At 57.0% G+C, this 25,159-nt stretch carries 38 protein-coding genes; 32 read left to right on the top strand and 6 right to left on the bottom strand.

The window, feature by feature from the left end; translation table 11 throughout:
* The first annotated feature begins 62 nt into the window (after window positions 1-62).
* The 30 genes from rpsJ (at window position 63) to bfr (ending at window position 16,074) form a co-directional block, all read left to right on the top strand.
* On the top strand, window positions 63-374 hold the full coding sequence (rpsJ, locus tag AC27VU_RS21330) for a 30S ribosomal protein S10 (protein ID WP_003186070.1): 312 nt from the start codon (window positions 63-65) through the stop codon (window positions 372-374).
* An 80-nt stretch (window positions 375-454) separates the two neighbouring features.
* On the top strand, window positions 455-1,090 hold the full coding sequence (gene rplC, locus AC27VU_RS21335; protein WP_003228738.1) for a 50S ribosomal protein L3: 636 nt from the start codon (window positions 455-457) through the stop codon (window positions 1,088-1,090).
* Window positions 1,091-1,102: 12 nt separating this feature from the next.
* Window positions 1,103-1,705, top strand: coding sequence for a 50S ribosomal protein L4 (gene rplD / locus AC27VU_RS21340; protein ID WP_003228735.1), 603 nt, complete (start codon window positions 1,103-1,105; stop codon window positions 1,703-1,705).
* Window positions 1,702-2,001: a 50S ribosomal protein L23 gene (gene rplW / locus AC27VU_RS21345; RefSeq protein WP_002555488.1), complete on the top strand. Its 300-nt coding sequence runs from the start codon at window positions 1,702-1,704 to the stop codon at window positions 1,999-2,001. The genes rplD and rplW overlap by 4 nt, the downstream gene beginning before the upstream one ends.
* Before the next feature lie 14 nt (window positions 2,002-2,015).
* Window positions 2,016-2,840 (top strand): 50S ribosomal protein L2, encoded by an 825-nt coding sequence (rplB, locus tag AC27VU_RS21350; protein WP_003228734.1) that lies wholly within the window; start codon window positions 2,016-2,018, stop codon window positions 2,838-2,840.
* Window positions 2,841-2,856: 16 nt separating this feature from the next.
* The gene (gene rpsS / locus AC27VU_RS21355; protein WP_003228731.1) at window positions 2,857-3,132 is read left to right on the top strand and encodes a 30S ribosomal protein S19; all 276 of its coding nucleotides are present in this window, start codon (window positions 2,857-2,859) and stop codon (window positions 3,130-3,132) included.
* Window positions 3,133-3,143: 11 nt separating this feature from the next.
* Window positions 3,144-3,476 (top strand): 50S ribosomal protein L22, encoded by a 333-nt coding sequence (rplV, locus tag AC27VU_RS21360; RefSeq protein ID WP_003103908.1) that lies wholly within the window; start codon window positions 3,144-3,146, stop codon window positions 3,474-3,476.
* A gap of 13 nt (window positions 3,477-3,489) precedes the next feature.
* Window positions 3,490-4,176, top strand: a complete 687-nt coding sequence (rpsC, locus tag AC27VU_RS21365; protein WP_003176422.1) for a 30S ribosomal protein S3 — start codon at window positions 3,490-3,492, stop codon at window positions 4,174-4,176.
* A gap of 12 nt (window positions 4,177-4,188) precedes the next feature.
* A complete protein-coding gene (gene rplP / locus AC27VU_RS21370) occupies window positions 4,189-4,602 on the top strand; it encodes a 50S ribosomal protein L16 (protein WP_003228729.1) in 414 nt (137 codons plus the stop codon).
* Window positions 4,602-4,793 (top strand): 50S ribosomal protein L29, encoded by a 192-nt coding sequence (gene rpmC / locus AC27VU_RS21375; protein ID WP_002555481.1) that lies wholly within the window; start codon window positions 4,602-4,604, stop codon window positions 4,791-4,793. Before rplP ends, rpmC begins: the two co-directional genes overlap by 1 nt.
* A gap of 2 nt (window positions 4,794-4,795) precedes the next feature.
* The gene (gene rpsQ, locus AC27VU_RS21380) at window positions 4,796-5,062 is read left to right on the top strand and encodes a 30S ribosomal protein S17 (protein ID WP_003194644.1); all 267 of its coding nucleotides are present in this window, start codon (window positions 4,796-4,798) and stop codon (window positions 5,060-5,062) included.
* A 23-nt stretch (window positions 5,063-5,085) separates the two neighbouring features.
* Window positions 5,086-5,454 carry a 50S ribosomal protein L14 gene (gene rplN / locus AC27VU_RS21385; protein WP_002555479.1) on the top strand — a complete coding sequence of 123 codons (369 nt, stop codon included), beginning with the start codon at window positions 5,086-5,088 and terminating at the stop codon, window positions 5,452-5,454.
* 11 nt (window positions 5,455-5,465) lie between these two features.
* Window positions 5,466-5,780, top strand: coding sequence for a 50S ribosomal protein L24 (gene rplX / locus AC27VU_RS21390; protein ID WP_003186046.1), 315 nt, complete (start codon window positions 5,466-5,468; stop codon window positions 5,778-5,780).
* A 20-nt stretch (window positions 5,781-5,800) separates the two neighbouring features.
* Entirely contained in the window at window positions 5,801-6,340 is a 540-nt protein-coding gene (gene rplE, locus AC27VU_RS21395; RefSeq protein WP_003210069.1) for a 50S ribosomal protein L5, read from the top strand.
* Window positions 6,341-6,353: 13 nt separating this feature from the next.
* Window positions 6,354-6,659 (top strand): 30S ribosomal protein S14, encoded by a 306-nt coding sequence (gene rpsN / locus AC27VU_RS21400; RefSeq protein WP_003228726.1) that lies wholly within the window; start codon window positions 6,354-6,356, stop codon window positions 6,657-6,659.
* Window positions 6,660-6,868: 209 nt separating this feature from the next.
* Complete coding sequence (gene rpsH, locus AC27VU_RS21405; RefSeq protein ID WP_003228724.1) at window positions 6,869-7,261, top strand: 30S ribosomal protein S8; 393 nt, start codon at window positions 6,869-6,871, stop codon at window positions 7,259-7,261.
* Window positions 7,262-7,273: 12 nt separating this feature from the next.
* Entirely contained in the window at window positions 7,274-7,807 is a 534-nt protein-coding gene (gene rplF, locus AC27VU_RS21410) for a 50S ribosomal protein L6 (protein ID WP_003228722.1), read from the top strand.
* A 10-nt stretch (window positions 7,808-7,817) separates the two neighbouring features.
* Window positions 7,818-8,168, top strand: a complete 351-nt coding sequence (gene rplR, locus AC27VU_RS21415) for a 50S ribosomal protein L18 (RefSeq protein WP_003186037.1) — start codon at window positions 7,818-7,820, stop codon at window positions 8,166-8,168.
* Between the two features lie 3 nt (window positions 8,169-8,171).
* A complete protein-coding gene (gene rpsE / locus AC27VU_RS21420) occupies window positions 8,172-8,672 on the top strand; it encodes a 30S ribosomal protein S5 (protein WP_003176409.1) in 501 nt (166 codons plus the stop codon).
* 2 nt (window positions 8,673-8,674) lie between these two features.
* The gene (rpmD, locus tag AC27VU_RS21425; RefSeq protein ID WP_003176408.1) at window positions 8,675-8,851 is read left to right on the top strand and encodes a 50S ribosomal protein L30; all 177 of its coding nucleotides are present in this window, start codon (window positions 8,675-8,677) and stop codon (window positions 8,849-8,851) included.
* Between the two features lie 3 nt (window positions 8,852-8,854).
* Window positions 8,855-9,292: a 50S ribosomal protein L15 gene (gene rplO / locus AC27VU_RS21430; RefSeq protein WP_003228720.1), complete on the top strand. Its 438-nt coding sequence runs from the start codon at window positions 8,855-8,857 to the stop codon at window positions 9,290-9,292.
* Window positions 9,293-10,621, top strand: a complete 1,329-nt coding sequence (gene secY, locus AC27VU_RS21435; protein WP_003228718.1) for a preprotein translocase subunit SecY — start codon at window positions 9,293-9,295, stop codon at window positions 10,619-10,621. It abuts the gene before it with no gap.
* 27 nt (window positions 10,622-10,648) lie between these two features.
* Window positions 10,649-10,765 (top strand): 50S ribosomal protein L36, encoded by a 117-nt coding sequence (gene rpmJ, locus AC27VU_RS21440; RefSeq protein ID WP_002555468.1) that lies wholly within the window; start codon window positions 10,649-10,651, stop codon window positions 10,763-10,765.
* Window positions 10,766-10,895: 130 nt separating this feature from the next.
* Window positions 10,896-11,252, top strand: a complete 357-nt coding sequence (gene rpsM, locus AC27VU_RS21445) for a 30S ribosomal protein S13 (RefSeq protein WP_008374135.1) — start codon at window positions 10,896-10,898, stop codon at window positions 11,250-11,252.
* Window positions 11,253-11,282: 30 nt separating this feature from the next.
* Entirely contained in the window at window positions 11,283-11,672 is a 390-nt protein-coding gene (gene rpsK, locus AC27VU_RS21450) for a 30S ribosomal protein S11 (RefSeq protein ID WP_002555466.1), read from the top strand.
* Window positions 11,673-11,690: 18 nt separating this feature from the next.
* Window positions 11,691-12,311: a 30S ribosomal protein S4 gene (gene rpsD, locus AC27VU_RS21455; RefSeq protein ID WP_003176404.1), complete on the top strand. Its 621-nt coding sequence runs from the start codon at window positions 11,691-11,693 to the stop codon at window positions 12,309-12,311.
* A gap of 22 nt (window positions 12,312-12,333) precedes the next feature.
* Window positions 12,334-13,335 carry a DNA-directed RNA polymerase subunit alpha gene (locus AC27VU_RS21460; protein WP_003186012.1) on the top strand — a complete coding sequence of 334 codons (1,002 nt, stop codon included), beginning with the start codon at window positions 12,334-12,336 and terminating at the stop codon, window positions 13,333-13,335.
* A gap of 42 nt (window positions 13,336-13,377) precedes the next feature.
* Window positions 13,378-13,764 (top strand): 50S ribosomal protein L17, encoded by a 387-nt coding sequence (rplQ, locus tag AC27VU_RS21465; protein ID WP_003176402.1) that lies wholly within the window; start codon window positions 13,378-13,380, stop codon window positions 13,762-13,764.
* A 240-nt stretch (window positions 13,765-14,004) separates the two neighbouring features.
* Window positions 14,005-15,459 (top strand): catalase, encoded by a 1,455-nt coding sequence (locus AC27VU_RS21470; protein ID WP_488724863.1) that lies wholly within the window; start codon window positions 14,005-14,007, stop codon window positions 15,457-15,459.
* Window positions 15,460-15,609: 150 nt separating this feature from the next.
* Window positions 15,610-16,074, top strand: a complete 465-nt coding sequence (bfr, locus tag AC27VU_RS21475; RefSeq protein WP_003228714.1) for a bacterioferritin — start codon at window positions 15,610-15,612, stop codon at window positions 16,072-16,074.
* A 64-nt stretch (window positions 16,075-16,138) separates the two neighbouring features.
* On the opposite strand, the gene uvrA is transcribed toward bfr, so the two are convergent.
* Window positions 16,139-18,973: an excinuclease ABC subunit UvrA gene (gene uvrA, locus AC27VU_RS21480; RefSeq protein WP_003228713.1), complete on the bottom strand. Its 2,835-nt coding sequence runs from the start codon at window positions 18,971-18,973 to the stop codon at window positions 16,139-16,141.
* A gap of 191 nt (window positions 18,974-19,164) precedes the next feature.
* Between uvrA and AC27VU_RS21485 the strand changes: the two genes are divergently transcribed.
* Both AC27VU_RS21485 and AC27VU_RS21490 read left to right on the top strand, forming a co-directional pair.
* The gene (locus AC27VU_RS21485; protein WP_003228711.1) at window positions 19,165-20,562 is read left to right on the top strand and encodes an MFS transporter; all 1,398 of its coding nucleotides are present in this window, start codon (window positions 19,165-19,167) and stop codon (window positions 20,560-20,562) included.
* Between the two features lie 9 nt (window positions 20,563-20,571).
* Complete coding sequence (locus AC27VU_RS21490; RefSeq protein WP_003228709.1) at window positions 20,572-21,090, top strand: single-stranded DNA-binding protein; 519 nt, start codon at window positions 20,572-20,574, stop codon at window positions 21,088-21,090.
* A gap of 199 nt (window positions 21,091-21,289) precedes the next feature.
* Here the strand turns inward: AC27VU_RS21490 and AC27VU_RS21495 are convergent, their stop codons facing one another.
* The 5 genes from AC27VU_RS21495 to AC27VU_RS21515 all read right to left on the bottom strand — a co-directional run bounded on the left by AC27VU_RS21495 (window position 21,290) and on the right by AC27VU_RS21515 (window position 25,153).
* Window positions 21,290-22,447 (bottom strand): glutathionylspermidine synthase family protein, encoded by a 1,158-nt coding sequence (locus tag AC27VU_RS21495; protein ID WP_201136444.1) that lies wholly within the window; start codon window positions 22,445-22,447, stop codon window positions 21,290-21,292.
* Between the two features lie 2 nt (window positions 22,448-22,449).
* Window positions 22,450-23,136, bottom strand: a complete 687-nt coding sequence (locus tag AC27VU_RS21500) for a DUF1190 domain-containing protein (protein WP_488724864.1) — start codon at window positions 23,134-23,136, stop codon at window positions 22,450-22,452.
* A 17-nt stretch (window positions 23,137-23,153) separates the two neighbouring features.
* Window positions 23,154-23,579 carry a DUF350 domain-containing protein gene (locus tag AC27VU_RS21505; RefSeq protein ID WP_003228704.1) on the bottom strand — a complete coding sequence of 142 codons (426 nt, stop codon included), beginning with the start codon at window positions 23,577-23,579 and terminating at the stop codon, window positions 23,154-23,156.
* A gap of 15 nt (window positions 23,580-23,594) precedes the next feature.
* Window positions 23,595-24,245, bottom strand: coding sequence for a DUF2491 family protein (locus tag AC27VU_RS21510; RefSeq protein WP_003228702.1), 651 nt, complete (start codon window positions 24,243-24,245; stop codon window positions 23,595-23,597).
* A 209-nt stretch (window positions 24,246-24,454) separates the two neighbouring features.
* Window positions 24,455-25,153, bottom strand: a complete 699-nt coding sequence (locus AC27VU_RS21515; protein ID WP_103483879.1) for a PspA/IM30 family protein — start codon at window positions 25,151-25,153, stop codon at window positions 24,455-24,457.
* Window positions 25,154-25,159: the final 6 nt, after the last annotated feature.

Below are 25,159 nucleotides of genomic sequence, written 5' to 3' on the forward strand. Positions count from 1 at the left end.
TGCGCCTCCTTTTAACGGGCGTATTGCGCCCGGTGGGAATAGCAGCCGGAGTCTGAAATCCAATGCAAAATCAGCAAATCCGTATCAGGTTGAAGGCTTTTGACCATCGCCTGATCGACCAATCAACCCAGGAAATCGTGGAAACCGCGAAACGTACTGGTGCTCAAGTGCGTGGTCCAATTCCACTGCCTACCCGTAAAGAGCGGTTCACCGTTCTGGTTTCCCCGCACGTCAACAAAGACGCGCGTGACCAGTACGAAATCCGCACTCATAAGCGCGTTCTGGACATCGTCCAGCCAACGGATAAAACCGTTGATGCTCTTATGAAGCTTGATCTTGCGGCCGGTGTGGAAGTGCAGATCAGCCTCGGCTAAGACTCGGTCTTGGTCGTGTAACGCTCTGAAATGGGCGGCCATAGCGGGTGAAAGCCCCGTACACTCATGAGGTTTACAACATGACTATTGGTGTAGTCGGTCGTAAATGCGGTATGACCCGTATTTTCACCGAAGAAGGTGTCTCCATTCCGGTCACGGTCATTGAGATCGAGCCGAATCGCGTCACCCAGTTCAAAACTGAAGAGACCGATGGCTATCGTGCAGTGCAAGTCACTGTCGGCGAGCGTCGTGCTTCGCGTGTAACAGCAGCTCAGGCTGGCCACTTCGCTAAAGCGAACGTTGCCGCTGGTCGCACTACCATGGAATTCCGTCTTGAAGAAGGCGAGTACCAGGCTGGCGATCTGATCAACGCTGAAATCTTCGCCGCTGGTCAACTGGTTGATGTAACCGGTCAGTCCAAAGGTAAAGGCTTCCAGGGTACGATCAAGCGTTGGAATTTCCGCGGGCAAGATAACACCCACGGTAACTCCGTATCCCACCGCGTCCCAGGCTCTATCGGCCAGTGCCAGACTCCTGGTCGTGTATTCAAGGGCAAAAAAATGTCCGGTCATATGGGCGCTGAGCGCGTGACCGTGCAGTCCCTGGAAGTAGTGCGCGTGGACGCTGAACGCAATCTGTTGTTGGTCAAGGGCGCTGTTCCTGGCGCTACTGGCGGCAACCTGGTTGTACGTCCAGCAGCCAAGGCTCGCGGTTAAGGGGAAGCTGACATGCAATTAAATGTAAATGACGCTCAAGCGATCGAAGTTTCCGAACTGACATTTGGCGGCGAATTCAACGAGACGCTGGTTCACCAAGCAGTCGTGGCCTACATGGCCGGCGGCCGTCAAGGTAGCAAGCAGCAAAAGACCCGTTCCGACGTTCGTGGTGGCGGCAAGCGCCCATGGCGTCAGAAAGGTACTGGCCGTGCTCGTGCCGGTACTATCCGTAGCCCAATCTGGCGTGGCGGCGGTACCACTTTCGCAGCTCGTCCACAGGATCACTCCCAAAAGCTGAACAAGAAGATGTATCGCGCAGCAATGCGTTCCATCCTTGCTGAGCTGGTGCGTACTGATCGTCTGGTCGTGGTTCAGGATTTCGCTGTTGAAACTCCGAAAACCAAAGATCTGCTGGGCAAGCTGAACAACATGAGCCTGACCGATGTTCTCATCGTGTCGGACGCTGTTGATCAGAACCTGTACCTGGCTGCTCGTAACCTGCCACACGTAGATGTACGTGACGTGCAAGGTTCCGATCCAGTTAGTCTGATCGCATACGACAAGGTGTTGATCACCGTGTCGGCCGTGAAGAAATTCGAGGAGCTGCTGGGATGAACCAGGAACGCGTATTTAAAGTTCTGCTTGGCCCGCACGTTTCCGAGAAGGCTACGGTTCTGGCAGACAAGAAAGGCCAGTTCGTTTTCAAGGTTGCTACTGATGCAACCAAGCTGGAAATCAAGAAGGCCGTCGAAAGCCTGTTCAGCGTGAAAGTAGAGCGCGTCACTACCCTGAATGTTCTGGGTAAGAGCAAGCGCACTGCTCGCGGTCTGGGCAAGCGTAATGACTGGAAGAAGGCAGTTATCTCCCTTCAGCCAGGCCAAGATCTCGATTTCAGCAGCAGTGCTGAGTAAGGAAGGGGTGCATCATGGCAATCGTTAAATGCAAACCGACTTCCCCTGGCCGCCGTTTTGTGGTCAAGGTGGTCAACCAGGAGCTGCATAAAGGCGCTCCTCACGCACCGCTGCTCGAGAAAAAATCGAAGACTGGTGGTCGTAACAACAATGGCCGTATTACCACTCGTCACATCGGTGGTGGTCATAAGCAGCATTACCGTATGGTCGATTTCCGTCGCAACGACAAAGATGGCATCGTCGCCACTGTCGAGCGTATCGAATACGATCCAAACCGTACTGCTCACATCGCACTGCTCTGCTACGCAGACGGCGAGCGCCGCTACATCATCGCCCCTAAAGGCGTGAGTGCTGGCGACCAGCTGATCGCAGGCGCTCTGGCTCCAATCAAGCCGGGCAACGCTCTGCAACTGCGCAACATTCCAGTCGGTTCTACCGTACACGGCATCGAACTGAAGCCAGGTAAAGGCGCACAGATCGCTCGTTCCGCTGGTGCTTCGGCTCAGCTGATCGCTCGGGAAGGCGTGTACGTTACCCTGCGTCTGCGTTCCGGTGAAATGCGTAAAGTCCTGGCTGAATGCCGTGCGACCCTGGGCGAAGTCTCGAACTCCGAGCACAGCCTGCGTTCGCTGGGTAAAGCTGGTGCCAAACGCTGGCGTGGCGTTCGCCCAACCGTTCGTGGTGTTGCCATGAACCCGGTTGACCACCCACATGGTGGTGGTGAAGGTCGTACCTCTGGTGGTCGTCATCCGGTATCGCCATGGGGCTTCCCGACTAAGGGCGCGAAGACTCGTGGTAATAAGCGTACCGACAAAATGATCGTCCGTCGTCGCAAGTAAATAGAGGGATACGACAGTGCCACGTTCTCTGAAAAAAGGTCCTTTTATTGATCTTCACCTACTGAAGAAGATCGAAGTGGCGGCGGAAAAGAACGATCGCAAACCAATTAAAACCTGGTCGCGTCGTTCGATGATCCTGCCACAAATGGTCGGTCTGACCATCGCAGTACACAACGGCCGTCAGCACGTCCCAGTTCTCGTGAACGAAGACATGGTTGGCCATAAACTGGGCGAGTTCGCCGGTACCCGCACTTATCGTGGGCACGTGGCTGACAAGAAAGCCAAGCGTTAAGGGGTAAGGAAATGGAAGTAGCCGCTAAGTTGTCGGGCGCTCGAATCTCCGCCCAGAAAGCCCGCTTGGTCGCCGACCAGATCCGCGGGAAGAAGGTGGGCGAAGCGCTCAACCTGTTGGCTTTCAGCAGTAAGAAAGCCGCCGAGATCATGAAAAAAGTGCTGGAGTCGGCCGTAGCCAACGCCGAGCATAACGAAGGCGCAGACGTTGATGACCTGAAGGTCAGCACCGTTTTCGTCAACGAAGGGCGTTCGCTGAAGCGCATCATGCCACGTGCCAAAGGCCGTGCTGATCGCATCGTCAAGCGGTCTTGCCATATCACTGTCAAGGTTGCTGACAAGTAACGGAGTCGAAGAGATGGGTCAGAAAGTACATCCCATTGGCATTCGCCTGGGAATCGTCAAGGAGCACACCTCCGTCTGGTACGCAGACGGTCGGACTTATGCGGACTACTTGTTCGCTGATCTGAAGGTGCGTGAGTATCTCCAAGACAAACTAAAAAGCGCGTCCGTAAGCCGTATCGATATCCATCGTCCGGCCCAAACTGCACGTATCACCATCCACACCGCTCGTCCAGGTATCGTTATCGGGAAGAAAGGTGAAGATGTTGAGAAACTGCGTCAGGACCTGACCAAGCAAATGGGTGTGCCTGTGCACATCAATATCGAAGAGATCCGCAAGCCGGAACTCGACGGTATGCTGGTTGCGCAGAGCGTAGCTCAGCAGCTGGAGCGTCGCGTAATGTTCCGTCGCGCTATGAAGCGCGCAGTACAGAACGCCATGCGCATTGGTGCCAAAGGCATCAAAATCCAAGTGAGCGGTCGTCTCGGCGGTGCTGAAATCGCACGTACTGAATGGTATCGCGAAGGTCGTGTGCCACTGCACACCCTGCGTGCCGACATCGACTATGCCAACTACGAAGCTCACACCACTTATGGTGTGATCGGTGTAAAGGTTTGGATCTTCAAAGGCGAAGTAATTGGTGGTCGCCAAGAAGAGCTGAAGCCACAAGCACCAGCGCCTCGTAAAAAAGCTGCTAAGTAAGGGGTACGCCAAATGTTGCAACCAAAGCGTACGAAGTTCCGCAAGCAGATGACCGGCCACAACCGTGGTCTGGCACTGCGCGGTAGCAAAGTCAGCTTCGGCGAGTTCGCGCTGAAGTCTGTTGCTCGTGGTCGTCTCACCGCTCGTCAGATCGAGTCAGCGCGTCGTGCTCTGACCCGTCACGTAAAACGTGGCGGCAAGATCTGGATCCGTGTATTCCCGGACAAGCCGATCTCCAAAAAACCTCTCGAGGTTCGTATGGGTAAAGGTAAGGGTAACGTGGAGTACTGGGTTGCCCAGATTCAGCCAGGTAAAGTCCTGTATGAGATCGAGGGTGTTTCTGAAGAGCTGGCGCGTGAGGCTTTCGCCCTGGCTGCTGCAAAGCTGCCGCTCGCCACCTCCTTTGTTAAACGGACGGTGATGTGATGAAAGCGAATGAACTTCGTGAAAAATCCGCACAGCAGCTGAACGAGCAACTGCTCGGCTTGCTGCGCGACCAGTTCAATCTGCGCATGCAGAAAGCAACTGGCCAGTTGGGGCAGTCTCATCTGCTCTCGCAAGTTAAGCGTGACATCGCTCGCGTGAAGACTGTGCTCAACCAGCAGGCAGGTAAGTGATCATGGCTGAAGCCGAAAAAACTGTCCGTACGCTGACTGGCCGTGTTGTCAGCGACAAGATGGACAAAACCATCACCGTTCTGATCGAGCGTCGCGTTAAGCACCCGATCTACGGTAAATACGTTAAGCGTTCGACTAAGCTGCACGCGCACGACGAAACCAATCAGTGCCACATCGGCGACAAAGTCACTATTCGTGAAACTCGTCCGATGGCCAAGACCAAGTCTTGGGCGCTGGTTGATGTTCTCGAACGCGCTGTGGAAGTCTAAGGGCTAGGGGTCGGAGAAATTATATGATTCAGACTCAATCCATGCTCGATGTGGCCGATAACAGCGGCGCTCGCCGCGTTATGTGCATCAAGGTGCTGGGTGGCTCCCATCGTCGTTACGCTGGTATCGGTGACATCATCAAAGTTACCGTGAAGGAAGCAATTCCTCGCGGTAAGGTGAAAAAAGGCCAAGTGATGACTGCTGTTGTAGTCCGCACTCGTCACGGCGTACGTCGTGCTGATGGCTCCATTATCCGCTTTGATGGCAACGCTGCTGTTCTTCTGAACAACAAGCAAGAGCCGATCGGCACCCGTATCTTTGGGCCAGTGACCCGTGAACTTCGTACTGAGAAGTTCATGAAGATCGTCTCGCTCGCCCCAGAAGTGCTGTAAGGAGATCCGACATGCAAAAGATTCGTCGTGACGACGAGATCATCGTGATCGCCGGCAAAGACAAAGGTAAGCGCGGTAAGGTGCTGAAGGTTCTTGCTGACAACCGTCTGGTTGTTGGTGGTCTGAACCTGGTCAAGCGTCATACCAAGCCTAACCCGATGTCGGGCGTACAGGGCGGTATCGTCGAGAAAGAAGCGCCACTGCACGCTTCCAACGTCGCCATCTTCAACGGCGAAACCAACAAGGCTGACCGCGTTGGTTTCAAAGTAGAAGACGGTAAGAAAATTCGTGTCTTCAAGTCGACCCAAAAAGCGGTTGATGCTTGAACACTGCTAGGTAGAAGACCATGGCACGACTAAAAGAGATTTACCGGAAGGAAATCGCTCCGAAACTTAAGGAAGAACTTAAGCTTTCGAACGTGATGGAAGTTCCGCGCGTTACCAAAATCACCCTGAACATGGGTCTGGGCGAAGCGATCGGCGACAAAAAAGTCATCGAGCACGCTGTTGCTGACCTGGAAAAGATCACCGGCCAAAAAGTCGTTGTGACCTACGCTCGTAAATCCATCGCTGGCTTTAAAGTCCGTGAAGGATGGCCGATCGGCGTCAAGGTGACTCTGCGCCGTGAGCGTATGTACGAATTCCTGGATCGTCTGCTGTCGATCTCCCTGCCTCGGGTTCGCGACTTCCGCGGCCTGAATGCCAAGTCCTTCGATGGTCGTGGCAACTACAGCATGGGCGTGAAAGAGCAGATCATTTTCCCGGAAATCGACTACGACAAGATCGATGCTCTCCGCGGTCTGGACATTACCCTGACCACCACTGCCAAGAACGATGATGAAGGCCGCGCTCTGCTGCGTGCTTTCAAATTCCCGTTCCGCAACTGATTGGAGTAGGAAAATGGCCAAGAAGAGCATGAAAAACCGTGAGCTGAAGCGTCAGCTCACTGTTGCCAAGTACGCCACCAAGCGTGCAGCGCTGAAAGCTATCATCGTCGATCTGAACGCAAGTCCAGAAGCGCGTTGGGAAGCTACCGTAGCTCTGCAGAAGCAACCACGTGACGCAAGCGCTTCGCGCATGCGTAACCGTTGCCGCCTGACTGGTCGTCCGCACGGCGTTTACCGCAAGTTCGGCCTGGGCCGTAACAAACTGCGTGAAGCGGCAATGCGTGGTGACGTTCCAGGTCTGGTTAAAGCCAGCTGGTAATCGCTGTCAAAGCCTTGATGGTCGGGGTCGCAAGAACCTGACCATCGGTGGCCTTGAATCTGAATCAAGCCCCTTTTGGGGCTTGATTCATTTCTGGGGTGTGTCTAGAATGACCGGCTCGCCTGAGCCCGTGTTTTTCATGCCCGGAGTTTCTCGGCGACAAGTAGTAGCCGCAAGGCTAATTTTTCTGTATTAGGAGCGTCTAGCCCATGAGTATGCAGGACCCGTTAGCGGACATGCTAACTCGAATCCGTAATGCCCAGATGGCTGAAAAGTCCGTCGTAAGCATGCCTTCTTCCACGTTGAAGGTGGCTGTAGCTAAAGTCCTGAAGGACGAAGGTTACATCGCGGGTTATCAGATCAGCAGCGAAACCAAACCACTGCTGTCTATCGAGCTGAAATATTTCGAAGGCCGTCCGGTTATCGAAGAAGTCAAGCGCGTTAGCCGTCCAGGCCTGCGTCAGTACAAGTCCGTCGAAGATCTGCCTAAAGTACGTGGCGGTCTCGGTGTGTCTATCGTCTCCACCAACAAAGGTGTGATGACTGATCGTGCTGCGCGCGCTGCCGGTGTCGGCGGCGAAGTTCTTTGCACTGTGTTCTAAGGGGGGATAAGCATGTCTCGCGTCGCTAAGAACCCCGTTAAGCTGCCAGCCGGTGTCGAAGTAAAATTCGCAGGCCAACAGCTTTCGGTGAAGGGTGCCAAGGGTACTCTTGAACTGAACATCCATTCGTCCGTTGAGATCGTTGAAGAAGCTGGTGAGCTGCGTTTCGCTGCTCGCAATGGCGATCAACAGACTCGCGCAATGGCCGGTACCACGCGTGCGTTGGTAAACAACATGGTCCAAGGCGTAAGCCAAGGCTTCGAGCGCAAGCTCCAGCTGGTCGGTGTTGGTTACAAGGCGCAAGCAAAAGGTCAGGTGCTGAACCTGGCTCTTGGCTTCTCGCACCCAGTGGATTACGAACTGCCGGAAGGCATCACCGCTGAGACTCCTAGCCAGACCGATATCCTGATCAAGGGCATCGACAAGCAGCTGGTAGGTCAAGTGGCCGCCGAGATCCGCGACTTCCGTCCACCAGAGCCGTACAAAGGCAAAGGTGTGCGCTACGCGGACGAAGTCGTCCGTCGTAAAGAAGCCAAGAAGAAGTAGGGCATAGCAAATGACCGACAAAAAAGTTACTCGACTGCGTCGCGCTCGCAAAGCACGCCTGAAAATGCACGAACTCGAAGTCGTGCGTCTCTGCGTGTTCCGCTCTTCGCAGCACATCTACGCCCAGGTCATTTCGGCCGACGGCAACAAAGTCCTGGCAAGCGCCTCGACTTTGGATAAAGAACTGCGTGATGGCGCCACTGGCAACATCGACGCGGCCACTAAGGTTGGCCAGCTGGTCGCTACGCGTGCTAAGGCCGCTGGCGTCTCGCAGGTGGCTTTCGACCGCTCTGGCTTCAAGTACCACGGCCGCGTTAAAGCGCTGGCTGATGCTGCTCGTGAAGCTGGGCTGGAGTTCTAAGTTATGTCAAATAACGACCAAAAGCGCGACGAAGGCTACATCGAGAAGCTGGTTCAAGTTAACCGCGTAGCCAAAACCGTTAAAGGCGGCCGTATCTTCACTTTCACCGCGTTGACCGTGGTTGGTGATGGTAAAGGGCGTGTTGGCTTCGGCCGTGGCAAGTCGCGTGAAGTGCCTGCTGCGATCCAGAAGGCAATGGAAGCTGCTCGCCGCAACATGATCCAAGTTGACCTGAACGGCACTACCCTGCAGTACGCAATGAAGTCCGCTCACGGCGCTTCGAAAGTGTACATGCAGCCTGCTTCTGAAGGTACCGGTATCATCGCTGGCGGCGCTATGCGTGCTGTCCTCGAAGTTGCTGGCGTTCAGAACGTTCTGGCCAAGTGCTACGGCTCGACTAACCCGGTAAACGTGGTTCACGCCACTTTCAAGGGTCTGAAAGCCATGCAATCTCCTGAGTCCATCGCTGCCAAGCGTGGCTTGACTGTCAAGGAGATCTTCTGATCATGGCTACCGTTAAAGTAACGCTGATCAAAAGCATGACCGGCCGCATCCCTAACCACAAACTGTGCGTTAAGGGTCTGGGTCTGCGTCGCATCGGTCACACTGTAGAAGTCCAGGATACTCCCGAGAATCGCGGGATGATCAACAAGGCCTACTACATGCTGCGTGTCGAGGGTTAATCGATGAAACTCAATGATCTGAGTCCAGCGCCGGGTTCCCGTCGCGAAAAGCATCGTCCGGGCCGTGGTATCGGTAGCGGTTTGGGTAAGACTGGTGGCCGCGGCCACAAAGGTCAAACCTCCCGCTCCGGTGGCACCATTGCTCCAGGCTTTGAAGGCGGTCAACAGCCGCTGCATCGTCGCCTGCCGAAGTTCGGTTTCGTTTCCCTGAAAGCCATGGACCGCGCAGAAGTGCGTCTGTCCGAGCTGGCTAAAGTGGAAGGCGACATCGTCACCGTGCAGTCCCTGAAAGATGCCAACGTGATCAACGTCAACGTACAGCGTGTGAAAATCATGCTGTCCGGTGAAGTGACTCGCGCTGTCACTATCGGCAAGGGAATCGGCGCCACCAAAGGTGCGCGTGCGGCTATCGAAGCAGCTGGCGGCAAGTTCGAGGAATAAATGGCTAAGCAAGGTGCTCTCTCTGCGCTCGGCAAAGGCGGTATGTCTGAACTCTGGGCTCGTCTGCGTTTTCTGTTCCTGGCGATTATCGTCTATCGAATAGGCGCACACATCCCGGTTCCAGGTATCAACCCTGACCGACTCGCAGACCTGTTTCGACAGAATGAGGGGACCATTCTTAGCTTGTTCAACATGTTCTCCGGCGGCGCGCTGGAACGGATGAGCATCTTTGCACTGGGGATCATGCCGTACATTTCGGCATCGATCATCATGCAACTGATGACAGCCGTCAGCCCGCAGCTGGAGCAGTTGAAGAAGGAAGGTGAAGCTGGCCGTCGCAAGATCAGCCAGTACACCCGCTACGGCACCGTCGTCCTCGCTCTCGTTCAGGCTATTGGCATGTCCATTGGTCTGGCGGGGCAGGGCGTTGCGTTCACTGGTGACTTTGGCTTCCATTTCGTCGCGGTATCCACTTTTGTGGCTGGTGCGATGTTCATGATGTGGCTGGGTGAGCAGATTACTGAGCGTGGTGTAGGCAACGGTATCTCGATGTTGATTTTTTCGGGTATCGTCGCCGGTCTTCCGAGAGCAATCGGGCAGTCTTTCGAGTCTGCGCGTCAGGGTGATATCAATATCTTCGCCTTGGTTGCCATCGGTTTGCTGGCAGTAGCGATTATCGGTTTCGTGGTGTTCATTGAGCGTGGTCAGCGTCGTATCGCTGTTCACTACGCCAAGCGTCAGCAGGGCCGTAAGGTTTTTGCTGCGCAGACAAGCCACTTGCCGCTGAAGGTGAACATGGCCGGCGTTATTCCGGCTATTTTCGCGAGCAGCATTTTGCTGTTCCCGGCTTCGTTGGGTGCCTGGTTTGGTCAGTCTGAAGGTATGGGCTGGTTGCAGGACATCTCGCAGTCGATCGCTCCTGGTCAGCCGTTGAATATTCTGCTGTTTAGTGCAGGGATTATTTTCTTCTGCTTCTTCTATACGGCGTTGATGTTCAATCCGAAAGACGTAGCGGAAAACCTGAAGAAGTCCGGTGCCTTTATTCCGGGCATCCGTCCAGGTGAGCAGTCTGCGCGCTACATTGATGGCGTACTGACTCGCTTGACCATGTTCGGTGCTCTTTACATGACGGCCGTGTGCCTGTTGCCCCAGTTCCTGGTGGTTGCAGCAAACGTTCCGTTCTACCTTGGCGGGACCTCGTTGCTGATCGTGGTCGTGGTTGTGATGGACTTCATGTCCCAAGTACAATCGCACCTCGTTTCGCACCAGTACGAATCCCTGATGAAGAAAGCCAACCTGAAGGGTTACGGCAGCGGCATGTTGCGCTGAGTACCCATAAGGTTCGAGGAGTTGGTGATGAAAGTTCGTGCATCGGTGAAAAAGCTGTGCCGTAACTGCAAGATTATTCGCCGCGAAGGTGTTGTTCGAGTAATTTGCAGCGCGGAACCGCGTCACAAACAGCGCCAAGGCTGAGTGTGATTGTGCTTCAAGCCCGGCAGCTAGTGCGCTGCCGGGTTGATTATTTGTTATTACAGCGATATTATCTCGCGCCCTATTTCTTGGCTTCCGGGGCGTAGGTAGCTGTCAATTGGAGTCCCACTGAATGGCCCGTATTGCAGGCGTTAACATTCCAGATAACAAGCATACTGTTATCTCGCTGACCTACATCTATGGTGTTGGTCGCACTACTGCACAGAAAATCTGTGCAGACACTGGGGTAAACCCAGCAGCAAAGATCAAAGATCTGAGCGACGAGCAAATTGAACAGCTGCGTGGCGAAGTGGCGAAGTTCACCACTGAAGGTGACCTGCGTCGCGAAATCAACATGAAAATCAAGCGCTTGATGGACCTCGGTTGCTATCGCGGTCTGCGTCATCGTCGCGGTCTTCCAGTACGCGGTCAGCGTACCAAGACCAACGCGCGTACCCGTAAAGGTCCGCGTAAGCCGATCCGCAAGTAATCGCCCCAGCGAATCGACAGGAATTTAATCATGGCAAAACCTGCTGCTCGTCCTCGTAAAAAAGTTAAAAAGACAGTGGTTGATGGCATCGCCCACATCCATGCTTCTTTTAACAACACCATCGTGACCATTACCGACCGTCAAGGTAACGCTCTTTCCTGGGCTACCTCCGGTGGTTCGGGTTTCCGCGGTTCCCGCAAGTCCACCCCGTTCGCTGCTCAAGTAGCTGCTGAGCGTGCTGGTCAAGCTGCGCTGGAATACGGCCTGAAAAACCTCGACGTTAACGTCAAGGGGCCAGGTCCAGGTCGTGAATCCGCAGTCCGCGCTTTGAACGGCTGTGGCTACAAGATCGCCAGCATCACCGACGTGACGCCAATCCCGCACAACGGGTGCCGTCCGCCGAAGAAGCGCCGCGTGTAATCCAGGAGATTGTAAAGAATGGCTCGTTACATTGGTCCAAAATGCAAACTCGCTCGTCGCGAAGGCACCGATCTCTTCTTGAAGAGCGGCGTGCGCGCGATCGAATCGAAGTGCAACATTGAAGCAGCACCTGGTATCCACGGCCAACGCCGCGGTCGCCAGTCCGACTACGGCACCCAACTGCGTGAAAAGCAGAAGGTCCGTCGTATTTACGGCGTTCTCGAGCGTCAGTTCAGCGGCTACTACAAAGAAGCTGCTGGCAAGAAAGGTGCAACCGGTGAAAACCTGCTGCAACTGCTCGAATGCCGTCTGGACAACGTTGTATACCGTATGGGCTTTGGTTCGACTCGTGCCGAATCCCGTCAGCTGGTATCGCACAAGTCGATCAGCGTTAACGGTCAGACCGTAAACGTTCCGTCGTATCAGGTTCGTGCTGGTGACGTGGTCGCAGTTCGCGAGAAAGCAAAAAACCAACTTCGCATTGTCCAAGCTCTCGATCTGTGTGCCCAACGTGGCCGCGTAGAATGGGTAGAAGTAGACACTGAGAAGAAGTCGGGCGTTTTCAAGAACGTTCCTGCTCGCAGTGATCTGTCCGCCGACATCAACGAAAGCCTGATTGTCGAGCTCTACTCCAAGTAAGGGCTAGAAAATAGGTGCATCCATGCAGATTTCGGTAAATGAGTTCCTGACACCCCGCCACATTGATGTGCAGGTTGTCAGTCCAACCCGCGCCAAGATCACTCTCGAGCCTCTCGAGCGTGGTTTTGGCCACACCCTGGGCAACGCGCTGCGCCGCATCCTGTTGTCCTCAATGCCCGGCTGCGCAGTAGTCGAGGCCGAGATTGACGGTGTGCTCCACGAGTACAGCGCCATCGAAGGTGTACAGGAAGACGTAATTGAAATCCTGTTGAACCTTAAAGGTCTGGCCATCAAGCTGCACGGTCGTGACGAAGTTACGCTGACCTTGTCGAAGAAGGGTTCGGGGGTGGTTACCGCTGCCGATATTCAGCTGGATCATGATGTCGAGATCGTTAACCCCGATCACGTAATCGCTAACCTGGCGTCTAACGGCGCCCTGAACATGAAGCTCACCGTAGCTCGTGGTCGTGGTTATGAACCAGCCGACTCGCGTCAGAGCGATGAAGATGAAAGCCGCAGCATTGGTCGCTTGCAGCTTGACTCTTCGTTCAGCCCGGTTCGCCGTATCGCATACGTGGTGGAAAACGCCCGTGTCGAGCAGCGTACCAACCTGGACAAGCTGGTTATTGATCTGGAAACCAACGGTACTCTGGATCCTGAAGAGGCTATCCGCCGCGCTGCAACCATCCTGCAACAGCAGTTGGCTGCGTTCGTCGACCTCAAAGGTGACAGTGAGCCAGTGGTTGTCGAGCAGGAAGACGAGATCGATCCGATCCTGCTTCGCCCGGTTGACGATCTGGAACTGACTGTACGTTCGGCTAACTGCCTTAAGGCGGAAAACATCTACTACATCGGTGACCTGATTCAGCGTACCGAAGTAGAGCTGTTGAAGACTCCGAACCTGGGCAAGAAATCCTTGACTGAAATCAAGGACGTTCTGGCCTCCCGCGGTCTGTCCCTCGGCATGCGCCTCGACAACTGGCCGCCTGCAAGTCTTAAGAAGGACGACAAGGCGACTGCCTGATCGTCGTAATCACCGAACGTAGTGTTTGGTAAGGAATGAACCATGCGTCATCGTAAAAGTGGGCGTCACCTGAGCCGCACCAGCTCGCACCGCAAGGCCATGTTCCAAAACATGGCGGTGTCGTTGTTCGAGCACGAGCTGATCAAGACTACTCTGCCAAAAGCCAAAGAACTGCGCCGCGTTGCCGAGCCGCTGATCACTCTGGCCAAGACAGACAGCCTGGCTAACCGCCGTCTGGCTTTCGACCGTACTCGTTCGAAAGCTATCGTTGGTAAGCTCTTCAACGACCTGGGCAAGCGTTACGCTACCCGTGAGGGTGGCTACCTGCGCATCCTCAAGTGCGGTTTCCGCGCTGGCGACAACGCGCCTATGGCGTACGTCGAGTTGGTTGATCGTGCTACTGCTGGCGAAGCTGTATCCGCCGAGTAAGACGTCAGTCTGAAACGAAAAACCGGGCCTAGTGCCCGGTTTTTTGTGTCCGCAAGAAAAAGCGCTGTTCGTACAAGATTCTGACATTGTTCAGTTGTCACTATGTGCTGGGAAACATCATTAGTAATTATCTATCGATGATTGCAAGTTAATGAATTTGTAGGTGTCACATCGATGATCAATACTTCCCAGCAAGCCGATTAGCCGGCAGTTTCAAGACTGACAGAGGAAGAAAACCGTATGAGCCAGATCAAAACGCTTACGACCGCCAGTGGCGCACCTGTCGCTGATAACCAGAATTCTCGCTCCGCCGGCCCTCGTGGCCCGTTGCTGCTCGACGATTTTCACCTGATCGAGAAGCTTGCCCATTTCAACCGTGAAAATATTCCTGAGCGCCGCGTACACGCAAAAGGCTCGGGTGCTTACGGTACTTTTACTGTTACCCGCGACATTACCGAGTACACCAGCGCCAAGCTGTTCGAATCTGTAGGCAAACAAACCCCGACCTTCCTGCGTTTCTCTACCGTTGGCGGTGAGCGTGGTTCGGCTGACACCGAGCGTGATCCGCGCGGTTTTGCCCTGAAGTTTTACACCGAGGAAGGCAACTGGGACATCGTTGGCAACAATACTCCGGTGTTCTTCATTCGTGACCCGCTGAAGTTTCCCGACTTTATCCACACCCAGAAGCGTCTGCCGCAGAGCAACCTGAAAAGCGCGCAAATGATGTGGGACTTCTGGTCGCATTCGCCTGAAGCGCTGCACCAGGTGACCATCCTGTTCTCGGATCGCGGCATCCCCGACGGCTACCGTCATATGCACGGTTTTGGCAGCCACACCTACAGCCTGATCAACGCAAGAGGCGAGCGTCACTGGGTGAAATGGCACTACAAGACCCAGCAAGGGATCAAGAATCTCGCGCCGGCTGAAGCCGCTCGTCTGGCCGGTACCGATCCGGATTACGCGCAGCGTGACCTGTTCGAAGCCATCGAGCGTGGCGACTTTCCGAAATGGCGTGTGTGCATTCAGATCATGACCGAAGCTGAGGCTGCGGCGCATTACGAGAACCCGTTCGACGTGACCAAGACCTGGTCGCAGAAGGAATTCCCGCTGATCGAAGTCGGTGAGCTGGAGCTGAACCGCAATCCGCTGAACTACTTCGCCGAGGTTGAGCAAGCTGCATTTGGCCCTAGCAACATGGTGCCCGGTGTCGGTCTGTCGCCGGATCGCATGCTGCAAGGCCGCGTGTTCGCTTACGCCGATGCGCACCGTTACCGCGTGGGTACCAATCACCAACAATTGCCGGTAAACGCGCCGCGCAGCCCGGTGAACACTTATCAGCGCGACGGTTCGATGGCGTTCGGCAGCAACGGTGGTGCAGCGCCTAACTACGAACCGAACAGCTACATCGAATCACCGAAACAAGCCCCGCACTACGCCGAACCCGCGCTGGCCTTGAGCGGTGCTGCTGATCGTTACGATCATCGCGAAGATACGGACTACTACAGCCACGCCGGTGCGCTGTTCCGCCTGATGAATGACGAGCAGAAGGCCTTGCTGGTCAGCAATATCGCCGGCGCCATGAACGGTGTTTCGCCTGATGTGGTTGACCGTCAGTTGCAACATTTCTTCAAAGCTGACCCGGCGTATGGAGAAGCAGTCGCAAAGCTGCTCAACGTACAGCTTAACGAAGTCTAAACGAGAAGCAGAACCGCCCTCATTAGGGCGGTTTTTGCGTTATTTAGGCTGATTTTCTCAGAATATCTTCGCTTTTATTGCGCGAAACGGGGTGACCTTCCGGTCAGCTTGGTTCAAACTACAGACTTTCAAGCAGGGAGATGTAGGGCGATGCAAGGCCACCCAGACGTTATCGATTACCTCAACACGTTGCTGACCGGCGAACTGGCCGCGCGTGACCAATATTTTGTGCACTCGCGGATGTATGAGGACTGGGGTTTCACCAAGCTCTACGAACGAATCAACCACGAGATGGAAGAAGAAGCAGGTCATGCAGACGCACTGATGCGCCGGATCCTGATGCTCGAAGGTACGCCGCGCATGCGCCCGGACGATCTCGACGTCGGTACCACCGTGCCGGAGATGCTTGAAGCCGATCTGCGTCTTGAATACAAAGTTCGCGCCGCACTGTGCAAAGGCATTGAACTGTGCGAGCAGCACAAGGACTACGTCAGTCGCGAGATTCTGCGTGTTCAGCTCAACGACACCGAAGAAGATCACACCTACTGGCTGGAAAAGCAGTTGGGCCTGATCAAACTCATCGGTCTCGAGAATTACCTGCAATCTCACACCTGATTGCACAGACACAAAAAAGCCCCTGTCACTGTTGAAGTGACAGGGGCTTTTTCGTTCCTGGCTTTTAAGCCCGGTCGCGAATCAACAACGGCTTGAGGTAATGACCTGTGTGAGACTGCTTCATCTCGGCCACTTCTTCAGGCGTGCCGGTGGCGATGATCTGCCCACCCTTGGAGCCGCCCTCTGGCCCTAGGTCCACCAACCAGTCGGCAGTCTTGATGACGTCCAGGTTGTGCTCGATCACCACTACCGTATTGCCGTGGTCGCGCAGGCGATGCAGCACGTCGAGCAATTGCTGGATATCGGCGAAGTGCAGACCGGTGGTCGGCTCATCAAGGATGTACAGGGTCTTGCCGGTGTCACGCTTGGACAGCTCGCGAGACAGCTTGACCCGCTGCGCTTCACCACCGGACAGCGTGGTCGCCGACTGCCCGAGTTTGATGTACGACAGGCCCACATCCATCAACGTCTGCAGCTTGCGCGCCAGCGCCGGTACCGCGTCGAAGAACTCCCGGGCTTCCTCGATGGTCATCTCGAGGGTTTCGTGGATGCTCTTGCCCTTGTATTTGATCTCAAGGGTTTCGCGGTTGTAGCGCTTGCTCTTGCACACATCGCAGGGCACGTAGATGTCCGGCAGGAAGTGCATTTCCACTTTGATCAAGCCGTCGCCCTGGCACGCCTCGCAGCGACCGCCCTTGACGTTGAACGAGAAACGCCCCGGGCCGTAACCTCGGGAGCGTGACTCGGGCACGCCGGCGAACAGTTCGCGGATCGGCGTGAAGAGCCCGGTGTAGGTGGCCGGATTGGAGCGTGGCGTACGGCCGATCGGGCTTTGGTCGATATCGACGACTTTGTCGAGATGTTCCAGGCCTTTGATGCTGTCGTGCGCGGCCGCTTCCAGCGTAGTCGCACCATTAAGTGCAGTAGCGCTCAACGGGAACAGCGTGTTGTTGATCAGCGTCGATTTGCCCGAGCCGGAAACGCCGGTCACGCAGGTCAGCAGGCCGATCGGGATTTCCAGGTCGACGTTGCGCAGGTTGTTGCCGCGCGCGCCCTTGAGCGACAGCGTCAGCTTCTTGTTACGCGGCGTGCGTTTGGCCGGCACTTCGATCTTCACCCGCCCCGACAGGTATTTACCGGTCAGGGAGTCCGGGTGCGCCATGACTTCGGCCGGCGTACCTTCAGCCACGATCTGCCCGCCGTGCACCCCGGCGCCCGGGCCGATATCCACCACATAGTCAGCCAGGCGAATCGCGTCTTCGTCGTGCTCGACCACGATCACCGTGTTGCCGATGTCGCGCAAGTGCTTGAGGGTGCCGAGCAAACGGTCGTTATCGCGCTGGTGCAGACCAATGGACGGTTCGTCGAGGATGTACAGCACCCCGACCAGGCCGGCGCCGATCTGGCTCGCCAGACGAATGCGCTGCGCCTCGCCACCGGACAGGGTGTCGGCACTGCGATCCAGTGACAGATAGTCGAGGCCGACGTTGACCAGGAACTGCAGACGCTCGCGGATTTCCTTGAGGATCTTGTCGGCGATTTCGCCGCGACGGCCGGTCATCTTCAGCTCGCCGAAGTATTCGCAGGCATCGCCAATCGGCAGGTTGGTCACTGCCGGCAGGGTTTTCTCGCCAACCCACACGTGCCGCGCTTCACGGCGCAGACGAGTGCCGCGGCAATCCGGGCAGGCCTGGGTGCTGAGGAACTTGGCCAGTTCTTCACGCACGCTGGCCGATTCGGTTTCGCGGTAGCGACGCTCAAGGTTCGGCACGATGCCTTCGAACGGGTGCGAACGTTTGACGATGTCGCCGCGATCGTTCAGATATTTGAAGTCGACATTCTGTGAGCCGCTGCCATGCAGAATGTGTTTCTGCTGTTCGGCGGTCAGCTCGTTGAACGGCTTCTCCAGGCTGAACTTGTAATGCGAAGCCAGCGAGCCGAGCATCTGGAAGTAATAGACGTTGCGCCTGTCCCAACCGCGAATCGCGCCCTCGGCAAGAGTCAGTTCACCATTGACCAGGCGCTTGATGTCGAAGAACTGCTTCACGCCCAGGCCATCGCAGGTCGGGCAGGCGCCGGCCGGGTTGTTGAAGGAGAACAGCTTCGGCTCCAGCTCGCTGATGGCATGCCCGCAGATCGGGCAGGCAAAGCGCGCGGAGAAGATCATCTCTTCACCCGGCTCGTCGTCCATCGGCGCCACCAGGGCAATGCCGTCCGCCAGCTTCAGTGCGGTCTCGAACGATTCGGCCAGACGCTGCTGCAGGTCGGCACGTACCTTGAAACGGTCGACGATCACATCGATCGAGTGCTTCTTCTGCTTGTCCAGTTTCGGCAGCTCGTCGAGCTCGCAGATTCGGCCGTTGACCCGGGCGCGGACGAAGCCTTGGGCGCGCAGTTCTTCGAACACCGACAAGTGTTCGCCCTTGCGCTCGCGGATCACCGGGGCCAGCAACATCAGTTTGCTGCCTTCCGGCTGGGCCAGCACCAGGTCGACCATCTGGCTGACGGTCTGCGCTTCCAGCGGAATGTCGTGATCGGGGCAGCGCGGCGTACCGACGCGTGCATAGAGCAGACGCAGGTAGTCGTAGATTTCGGTGATGGTGCCGACCGTGGAACGCGGGTTGTGCGAGGTCGACTTCTGTTCGATGGAGATCGCCGGCGACAAACCTTCAATGGTGTCGACGTCGGGTTTTTCCATCATCGACAGGAACTGCCGGGCGTAGGCCGACAGGGATTCGACATAGCGGCGCTGACCTTCGGCGTACAGCGTGTCGAAGGCCAGGGACGACTTGCCGGATCCGGACAGGCCGGTGATGACGATCAGTTTGTCCCGTGGCAGGGTCAGGTCGATGTTCTTCAGGTTGTGGGTACGGGCCCCACGTATCAGGATCTTGTCCAAAGTGGCCTCGCTCGGCGGGCGTCGAAAACGTAGGAGTATACGGGCAAATACTGGATGGATGCACACTATCAAACGAAGGGTTTTTTACCTTGCATGAAGAGAGTTTCATCTATACGCGTCATAGCGTCGCGATATACCCCGTCTTTCGATGGGACTGGTAGAATCGCCGCCGGTTCACACGAGGTTTTTCCATGCACGATCCCCACAGCGAACGCATGAGTGGCAGCGAGACCCGCGCAGCGAGCGGTCTGGCCCTGGTGTTCGCCTTCCGTATGCTTGGCATGTTCATGGTGTTGCCGGTACTGGCGACCTACGGCATGGACCTGGCGGGAGCGACCCCGGCCCTGATCGGGCTGGCGATTGGCGCTTACGGCCTGACCCAGGCGATTTTCCAGATTCCCTTCGGGATCATTTCCGACCGTATCGGCCGGCGTCCGGTGATTTTCCTCGGGCTGGTGGTCTTCGCCCTCGGCAGTGTGCTGGCGGCCCAGGCCGATTCGATCTGGGGCGTGATTGCCGGACGTATCCTGCAGGGCGCCGGGGCGATTTCTGCCGCGGTGATGGCCCTTCTCTCCGACCTGACCCGTGAACAACACCGCACCAAAGCCATGGCGATGATCGGCATGACCATCGGCCTGTCGTTCGCCGTGGCCATGGTGGTCGGGCCGCTGCTGACCCGTGCATTCGGCCTGTCCGGGCTGTTCCTCGCGACGGGCGGCATGGCCCTGTTCGGGATCGTCATCGTGATGTTCATGGTACCGAAATCCACCGGGCCGCTGAGCCATCGTGAATCCGGCGTGGCGCGTCAGGCCTTGATGCCGACGCTCAAACATCCGGATCTGCTGCGCCTGGATCTGGGCATTTTTGTGTTGCACGCGATGTTGATGTCGAGCTTCGTCGCCCTGCCGCTGGCACTGGTGGAAAAGGCCGGGTTGCCCAAGGAGCAGCACTGGTGGGTTTACCTGACTGCGCTGCTGATCTCTTTCTTCGCCATGATCCCGTTCATCATCTACGGCGAGAAAAAACGCAAAATGAAACGAATTTTGCTCGGTGCCGTCCTGACGTTGATGCTCACTGAGCTATTCTTCTGGCAGTTCGGTGACAGCTTGCGGGCCCTGGTGATCGGCACGGTGGTGTTCTTCACCGCGTTCAATCTGCTGGAAGCTTCGTTGCCGTCGCTGATCAGCAAGGTTTCACCGGCAGGCGGGAAGGGCACGGCCATGGGCGTGTATTCCACCAGCCAGTTCCTCGGTTCGGCACTCGGCGGGATACTCGGCGGCTGGCTGTTTCAGCATGGCGGTCTGTCGGTTGTGTTCCTTGGATGTGCCGGTCTGGCTGCCATCTGGCTGGCCTTTGCTGTTACCATGCGCGAACCTCCCTACGTGACGAGCCTGCGCTTGCCGTTGTCGCCCGAGGCGATCCGCGAAGCGGGTCTGGTCGAGCGCCTCAAGGCCCTCGTAGGGGTAACAGATGCAGTGATAGTTGCTGATGAAGCGGCTGTTTACATCAAACTGGACAAAGAATTAGTGGATCGCGACACCCTCGAACGCCTGGTGAACAACCCGGCCGAGGCTGCTTGCGAAGCCTAGGAGAACGTTATGGCCCGTGGGGTTAACAAAGTCATATTGGTCGGCACTTGCGGCCAGGATCCCGAAGTTCGCTACCTGCCTAACGGTAACGCCGTGACCAACCTGAGTCTGGCAACCAGCGAACAATGGACCGACAAGCAAACCGGTCAGAAGGTCGAAAAGACCGAGTGGCACCGTGTTTCGATGTTCGGCAAGGTTGCCGAAATCGCCGGCGAATACCTGCGTAAAGGTTCGCAGGTGTACATCGAAGGCAAGCTGCAGACCCGCGAGTGGGAAAAAGACGGTATCAAGCGTTACACCACCGAAATCGTGGTCGACATGCAAGGCACCATGCAACTGCTCGGCGGCCGTCCTCAACAGGGCGATCAACAAGGCGGTGGCAACAACTACCAGCAGCAGGCGCCACGTCAACAGGCTCCACGCCCGCAGCAGTCGGCTCCGCAACAGCGTTCAGCCCCGGCTCCACAGCAGGCTGCACCGCAACCGGCTCCGGATTTCGACAGCTTCGATGACGACATTCCGTTCTGATTCGATGCTGCATCCGCGCTGAATAAAAAGGCCCGTCGTTCAACACGACGGGCCTTTTTTGTGGCGCAAGGTCCGCGATTAGCGCTGATCTACTGTGGGAGCGGGCTTGCTCGCGAAGGCGTCGGGTCAGTCAAAGCATTTGTTGAATGGCAGTCCGCTTTCGCGAGCAAGCCCGCTCCCACCGGTGCGGATGTATGTCTCAGTCGAGGATCAGGTGCGGCAGAAACCGGCTCGAATCCTTGGTGATCAGACTGTTGTCTTCGCGCACGCCAATCCCAGCCGCCTGATCACCAATCACCCACGAGCCGATCAGGGTGTAGCTGTCATCGAACTTCGGTAATGGCGCAAATTCCTGCAGGATGAACGGCGCATCGGTGTAGGGCCCGTCCTCTTTGACGATCAGACCTTCCGCCGTTTGCAGTTCGATGTTGGCGCCTTCGCGGGAGAAGTACGGTTTGCGTACCCAGCCCTTGGGCACCGCACGGGTCGGATTCGGATCAAGGTGCGCCGCGAGCAGATTCGGATGCCCCTTGTGCAGCTCCCACAGCAAAGGCAGTGCGCCTTTGTTCGACAGGATCGATTTCCACGCCGGCTCAAAGAACTGCGTATCGCTGTCGGCAATTGCAGCACCGAACGGCTCGTGGAAGATGAATTCCCAGGCGTGCAGTTTGAACAGGTGCGGGATCCAGCGATCTTGCAGATCGACGAAGCGTCCCTCGGCGGTCAGACCGATGTCTTCGATGTCGATATGCCGGGATTCGATGCCGACTTTTTCCGCGATCAGGCGCAGGTAATCGGTGGTGCCCTTGTCTTCGACCGAGTCTTTCATCGAGGCAAAGTAGAACGGCCGCTTGAGCTGCAATTCGGCGAAGGCCTGATGCAACTTGGTATCGATGCTGTTGAACTGGTCGGCGTGACGCGGCAGCATCCCGCGCTCGATGCACTGTTCCAGCCAGCCCCACTGAAACGCCGCGGCCTCATAGAGGCTGGTCGGCGTGTCGTAGTTGAGCTCCAGCAGCTTCGCCGGGCCGTTGCCGCTGTATGAAAAGTCCATGCGCCCGTACAGATGCGGATGACCTTCCAGCCAGGACGTGCGGATCATGTCGTAGTACGGCGCCGGGATGCTCAGGCGATCCAGCAACTCTTCGCTATGCACCACGCGATCGACCAGGTCCATGCACATCTCGTGCAGTTCGGTGGTCGGATCCTCCAGATCGTTTTCAATCTGCGCGAGCGTGAACTGGTAGTAGGCGCTTTCGTCCCAGTACGGTTCGTCATCGATGGTGTGGAACAGAAAGCCGAGGCTTTCGGCCGTCTGTTTCCAGTCGGGGCGCTCGGCGCAGTGGATCTTCTTCATGGTCAGCTGCTCGAACTGCCCCAGCCGCCCCAACCGCTGCGGGCGGAAGACTGGCTGCCGAAACCGCCGCGGGACGTCGAGGAAGCGACGTTGACCGGTTTGCTTCGGGAGTTGTCGTAGCGAGTGTCGGTGCGAGTTGCCGGCGCCGATTCGATTTTGCGGTACTGCGTCGAGGTGTTGTAGGTCTGGCGGGTATCGCGGTCGCGATAGACCGTGCGGTTGGCGTTATTGCTCATCGCATTGCCGATCAACCAGCCTGTGAGCCAGCCGTTACCTGCACCACCGGAACCGGAAGAGTGGGAGGTGCTTTGCGCATTCTGCGCAGCGGCGGTTTCACCGGCAGGCATCTGCGCATTGGCAATCGCATTCAGGTCCTGCGGCGCCTCACCGCTCTGTGGCACCTTGAAACCGCCGAGCTTCGGCACGAAGCGACCGTCGGAGTTTTTCTGGCACCAGTCGGCCGCAAAATCCGCATCGCACTTGGCTTTGTCGTCGTAGGCCGGTGCAATGCGTCGGTGCTCGGTCAATGCCGCGACATAGGCGTTCGAGCAGACATCGGCGGCCACTTCGGCGCCGACGCACTCCTCGACAGTTTGAAAGCGTTGCTGATCCTGCGCGGCAACCTCGCCGGAAATCGCCAGCGCCACCGAAGCGGCGAGAGACAGTTGAACGTACTTGCTGCGTTTCATCGAAGGCTTCCTGCCGATCAGTTGGACGGGGTCATGCACGCGGCGTTGAGCATGCCGACGCTGATGGCCACCGCGGCCACGTAGATACCGGAAGCGATTTCACCGTTGGCGATGCGCTGGGACGTGCCTTTGAGCACCAGCCCTGTGGCGAGGAAGGCCAGCAGTTGCACCACGGCCGCAATCACTGCCCACAGAACGAAATCGAGGACGTTGACCGAAAACGCGATCACGTTGCTGGCCGGAATCGCAAAACCGATGATCGCCCCCGCGAGGGCAATGGCGGCGGCGATGTTGCCGGAGCGAATCAGCTCGAACTCTTTGTGTGGCGTGATGCGGGTGTAGACGAACTGAAACAGCATGAACAACAGCACGGCGCCGAGCAGGTAGACGACGAAACCGACCAGCGCGGTCTTGTTCAGGGAAACGGCCAGCACTTCCAGCATGGAAAACTTCCTTTTTTAAATGGTGCTCAAATCAGTCGTGTACAGCGAAATGCCCAGCGAGGTGCTCAGGCTGACGGTGCCTTCCTCGTCCTGTTCGACGGAGAACAGCAGCAGCTCGCGGCGATCGGTCAGGCCGGTCTCGCGGGCGTAGAGCATCGAGTGGTGCTCGATGGTGTAGGACTCGTCCGGGTTGATCACGTGTTCGGTCAGCGGCACCAGTTCGGTCTGGCCCTGCTCGGTGCCCCATTCGCGGCTGTACTGGACGCCGTCGTGGGTGTAGGTCGGCAGGCCGATCGGGCTGGCGGGGCCGGCGAGGCGCTGCAGTTCGGCGTCACTGTTGACGGTCACGTAACTGAGGTAGTTGAACAGGGTGACCGACTCGATCTGGTCGTCACCGGTGACGTGGATCTGTAGCCAGAAATCCTCGTCATTCATGTAATAGCGGTGCAGTTTGTTGGATTGGCCGAGGTCGACCCAGCCGGCGCTCCAGATTGCCTGATCGAATGGCACTCGCACTGACGTCGAGCCGTCGAGCAGCAGGGCGAGGGTCGAATCGAATCTGACAGCCTTGCCTTGCGCCATCCCGAGTGGGCCACTGGCAACGGTTGGCGTTGGCGCAGCGGACTGCCAGTTGCTGGTGCCCAGCAAATCTTTGAACCATCCCATGGGTACATTCCTTGAGGCGGGTGGAGGTGTTCGTCGTAAAAAGCGCCGCTAGTGTACCGGGCCGGGCGACGAACGAGCAGAGTCATTTGCACAGCACAAACCATGTGGGAGCGGGCTTGCTCGCGAATACGGTATGTCAGCTAGCAAATTGTTCACTGATACAGCGTATTCGCGAGCAAGCCCGCTCCCACAGGTTTTTTATCGCGGGGTTACTGCGTGGACTTCTGCTTCAGACGCTCAAGAATCGCATTGGCGCTGCCCTCGTTCGGCGTGATGCCGGCGTCGCGCAGTTTGCGTTCCAGGTCGTTGCCGGTCGAAGCGTCAGCCAGCTCATCGGCGGCGCTCAGCTCGGCGGCGCGTTGCTGTTGCTTGGCCTGCAGACGGTTCAGGGTGCCGACCGCGGTTTCCAGTTTGCCGTTGGCGCCACCGCTGGCGATGGATGCGCTGACCTGCGCCTTCTGCACGCTTTCACGGGCCTTGGCCATGTCCACCTGCTGGCGCAGGCTCTTGATTCGCGACTCGGCCTTGCTGATGTCCTTGCGCATGTTTTCGGCGTAGGTGCCGAACTCGTCGCTCTGGGCTTTCTCGGCGGTCAGGTCGTTGGTCAGGGTCGAAATCGCTTCGGCCACTTCCATCGCCAGGTCTTCGCGGCCGGCGTTCAGCGCGGAAACAGCCTTGGCTTCCAGATCCTTGATCTTCGCGTCGTACTCGCTCACGCGGTCGGCGGCCAGCTTGTGCTTAGCCATGATGGTGACCAGCTCGCGGCGGGCGTTGGACAGCGCGGTGTCGGCGTCGCGGATTTCCTGGTCGAGGATGCGCAGAGCCTGTTGGTCGACGATCGCTTCGCCGACTTCATTGGCGCCGCCGCGCAGTGCGGTGAACAACTTGCTCCAGATGGACTGAGTCATTGGATT

Source organism: Pseudomonas sp. 14P5.3.2, from assembly GCF_057799175.1.

Excerpts from the sequence above, each read along its gene's own strand:
- rplD (WP_003228735.1), top strand. The coding sequence starts at position 1,103 with ATGCAATTAAATGTAAATGACGCTCAAGCGATCGAAGTTTCCGAACTG.
- rplE (WP_003210069.1), top strand. The coding sequence starts at position 5,801 with ATGGCACGACTAAAAGAGATTTACCGGAAGGAAATCGCTCCGAAACTT.
- rpmJ (WP_002555468.1), top strand. The coding sequence starts at position 10,649 with ATGAAAGTTCGTGCATCGGTGAAAAAGCTGTGCCGTAACTGCAAGATT.
- AC27VU_RS21510 (WP_003228702.1), bottom strand. The coding sequence starts at position 24,245 with ATGGGATGGTTCAAAGATTTGCTGGGCACCAGCAACTGGCAGTCCGCT.
- rpmC (WP_002555481.1), top strand. The coding sequence starts at position 4,602 with ATGAAAGCGAATGAACTTCGTGAAAAATCCGCACAGCAGCTGAACGAG.
- AC27VU_RS21515 (WP_103483879.1), bottom strand. The coding sequence starts at position 25,153 with ATGACTCAGTCCATCTGGAGCAAGTTGTTCACCGCACTGCGCGGCGGC.
- bfr (WP_003228714.1), top strand. The coding sequence starts at position 15,610 with ATGCAAGGCCACCCAGACGTTATCGATTACCTCAACACGTTGCTGACC.
- rplN (WP_002555479.1), top strand. The coding sequence starts at position 5,086 with ATGATTCAGACTCAATCCATGCTCGATGTGGCCGATAACAGCGGCGCT.
- AC27VU_RS21505 (WP_003228704.1), bottom strand. The coding sequence starts at position 23,579 with ATGCTGGAAGTGCTGGCCGTTTCCCTGAACAAGACCGCGCTGGTCGGT.
- rpsE (WP_003176409.1), top strand. The coding sequence starts at position 8,172 with ATGTCAAATAACGACCAAAAGCGCGACGAAGGCTACATCGAGAAGCTG.
- AC27VU_RS21470 (WP_488724863.1), top strand. The coding sequence starts at position 14,005 with ATGAGCCAGATCAAAACGCTTACGACCGCCAGTGGCGCACCTGTCGCT.
- rplR (WP_003186037.1), top strand. The coding sequence starts at position 7,818 with ATGACCGACAAAAAAGTTACTCGACTGCGTCGCGCTCGCAAAGCACGC.
- rplX (WP_003186046.1), top strand. The coding sequence starts at position 5,466 with ATGCAAAAGATTCGTCGTGACGACGAGATCATCGTGATCGCCGGCAAA.
- rplQ (WP_003176402.1), top strand. The coding sequence starts at position 13,378 with ATGCGTCATCGTAAAAGTGGGCGTCACCTGAGCCGCACCAGCTCGCAC.
- rpsH (WP_003228724.1), top strand. The coding sequence starts at position 6,869 with ATGAGTATGCAGGACCCGTTAGCGGACATGCTAACTCGAATCCGTAAT.
- rplV (WP_003103908.1), top strand. The coding sequence starts at position 3,144 with ATGGAAGTAGCCGCTAAGTTGTCGGGCGCTCGAATCTCCGCCCAGAAA.
- rpsN (WP_003228726.1), top strand. The coding sequence starts at position 6,354 with ATGGCCAAGAAGAGCATGAAAAACCGTGAGCTGAAGCGTCAGCTCACT.
- rpsM (WP_008374135.1), top strand. The coding sequence starts at position 10,896 with ATGGCCCGTATTGCAGGCGTTAACATTCCAGATAACAAGCATACTGTT.
- AC27VU_RS21495 (WP_201136444.1), bottom strand. The coding sequence starts at position 22,447 with ATGAAGAAGATCCACTGCGCCGAGCGCCCCGACTGGAAACAGACGGCC.
- rpsC (WP_003176422.1), top strand. The coding sequence starts at position 3,490 with ATGGGTCAGAAAGTACATCCCATTGGCATTCGCCTGGGAATCGTCAAG.
- rpsK (WP_002555466.1), top strand. The coding sequence starts at position 11,283 with ATGGCAAAACCTGCTGCTCGTCCTCGTAAAAAAGTTAAAAAGACAGTG.
- secY (WP_003228718.1), top strand. The coding sequence starts at position 9,293 with ATGGCTAAGCAAGGTGCTCTCTCTGCGCTCGGCAAAGGCGGTATGTCT.
- rplF (WP_003228722.1), top strand. The coding sequence starts at position 7,274 with ATGTCTCGCGTCGCTAAGAACCCCGTTAAGCTGCCAGCCGGTGTCGAA.
- rpsJ (WP_003186070.1), top strand. The coding sequence starts at position 63 with ATGCAAAATCAGCAAATCCGTATCAGGTTGAAGGCTTTTGACCATCGC.
- rplC (WP_003228738.1), top strand. The coding sequence starts at position 455 with ATGACTATTGGTGTAGTCGGTCGTAAATGCGGTATGACCCGTATTTTC.
- AC27VU_RS21490 (WP_003228709.1), top strand. The coding sequence starts at position 20,572 with ATGGCCCGTGGGGTTAACAAAGTCATATTGGTCGGCACTTGCGGCCAG.
- AC27VU_RS21485 (WP_003228711.1), top strand. The coding sequence starts at position 19,165 with ATGCACGATCCCCACAGCGAACGCATGAGTGGCAGCGAGACCCGCGCA.
- AC27VU_RS21460 (WP_003186012.1), top strand. The coding sequence starts at position 12,334 with ATGCAGATTTCGGTAAATGAGTTCCTGACACCCCGCCACATTGATGTG.
- rplP (WP_003228729.1), top strand. The coding sequence starts at position 4,189 with ATGTTGCAACCAAAGCGTACGAAGTTCCGCAAGCAGATGACCGGCCAC.
- rplW (WP_002555488.1), top strand. The coding sequence starts at position 1,702 with ATGAACCAGGAACGCGTATTTAAAGTTCTGCTTGGCCCGCACGTTTCC.
- rpmD (WP_003176408.1), top strand. The coding sequence starts at position 8,675 with ATGGCTACCGTTAAAGTAACGCTGATCAAAAGCATGACCGGCCGCATC.
- rpsD (WP_003176404.1), top strand. The coding sequence starts at position 11,691 with ATGGCTCGTTACATTGGTCCAAAATGCAAACTCGCTCGTCGCGAAGGC.
- AC27VU_RS21500 (WP_488724864.1), bottom strand. The coding sequence starts at position 23,136 with ATGAAACGCAGCAAGTACGTTCAACTGTCTCTCGCCGCTTCGGTGGCG.
- rplO (WP_003228720.1), top strand. The coding sequence starts at position 8,855 with ATGAAACTCAATGATCTGAGTCCAGCGCCGGGTTCCCGTCGCGAAAAG.
- rplB (WP_003228734.1), top strand. The coding sequence starts at position 2,016 with ATGGCAATCGTTAAATGCAAACCGACTTCCCCTGGCCGCCGTTTTGTG.
- rpsQ (WP_003194644.1), top strand. The coding sequence starts at position 4,796 with ATGGCTGAAGCCGAAAAAACTGTCCGTACGCTGACTGGCCGTGTTGTC.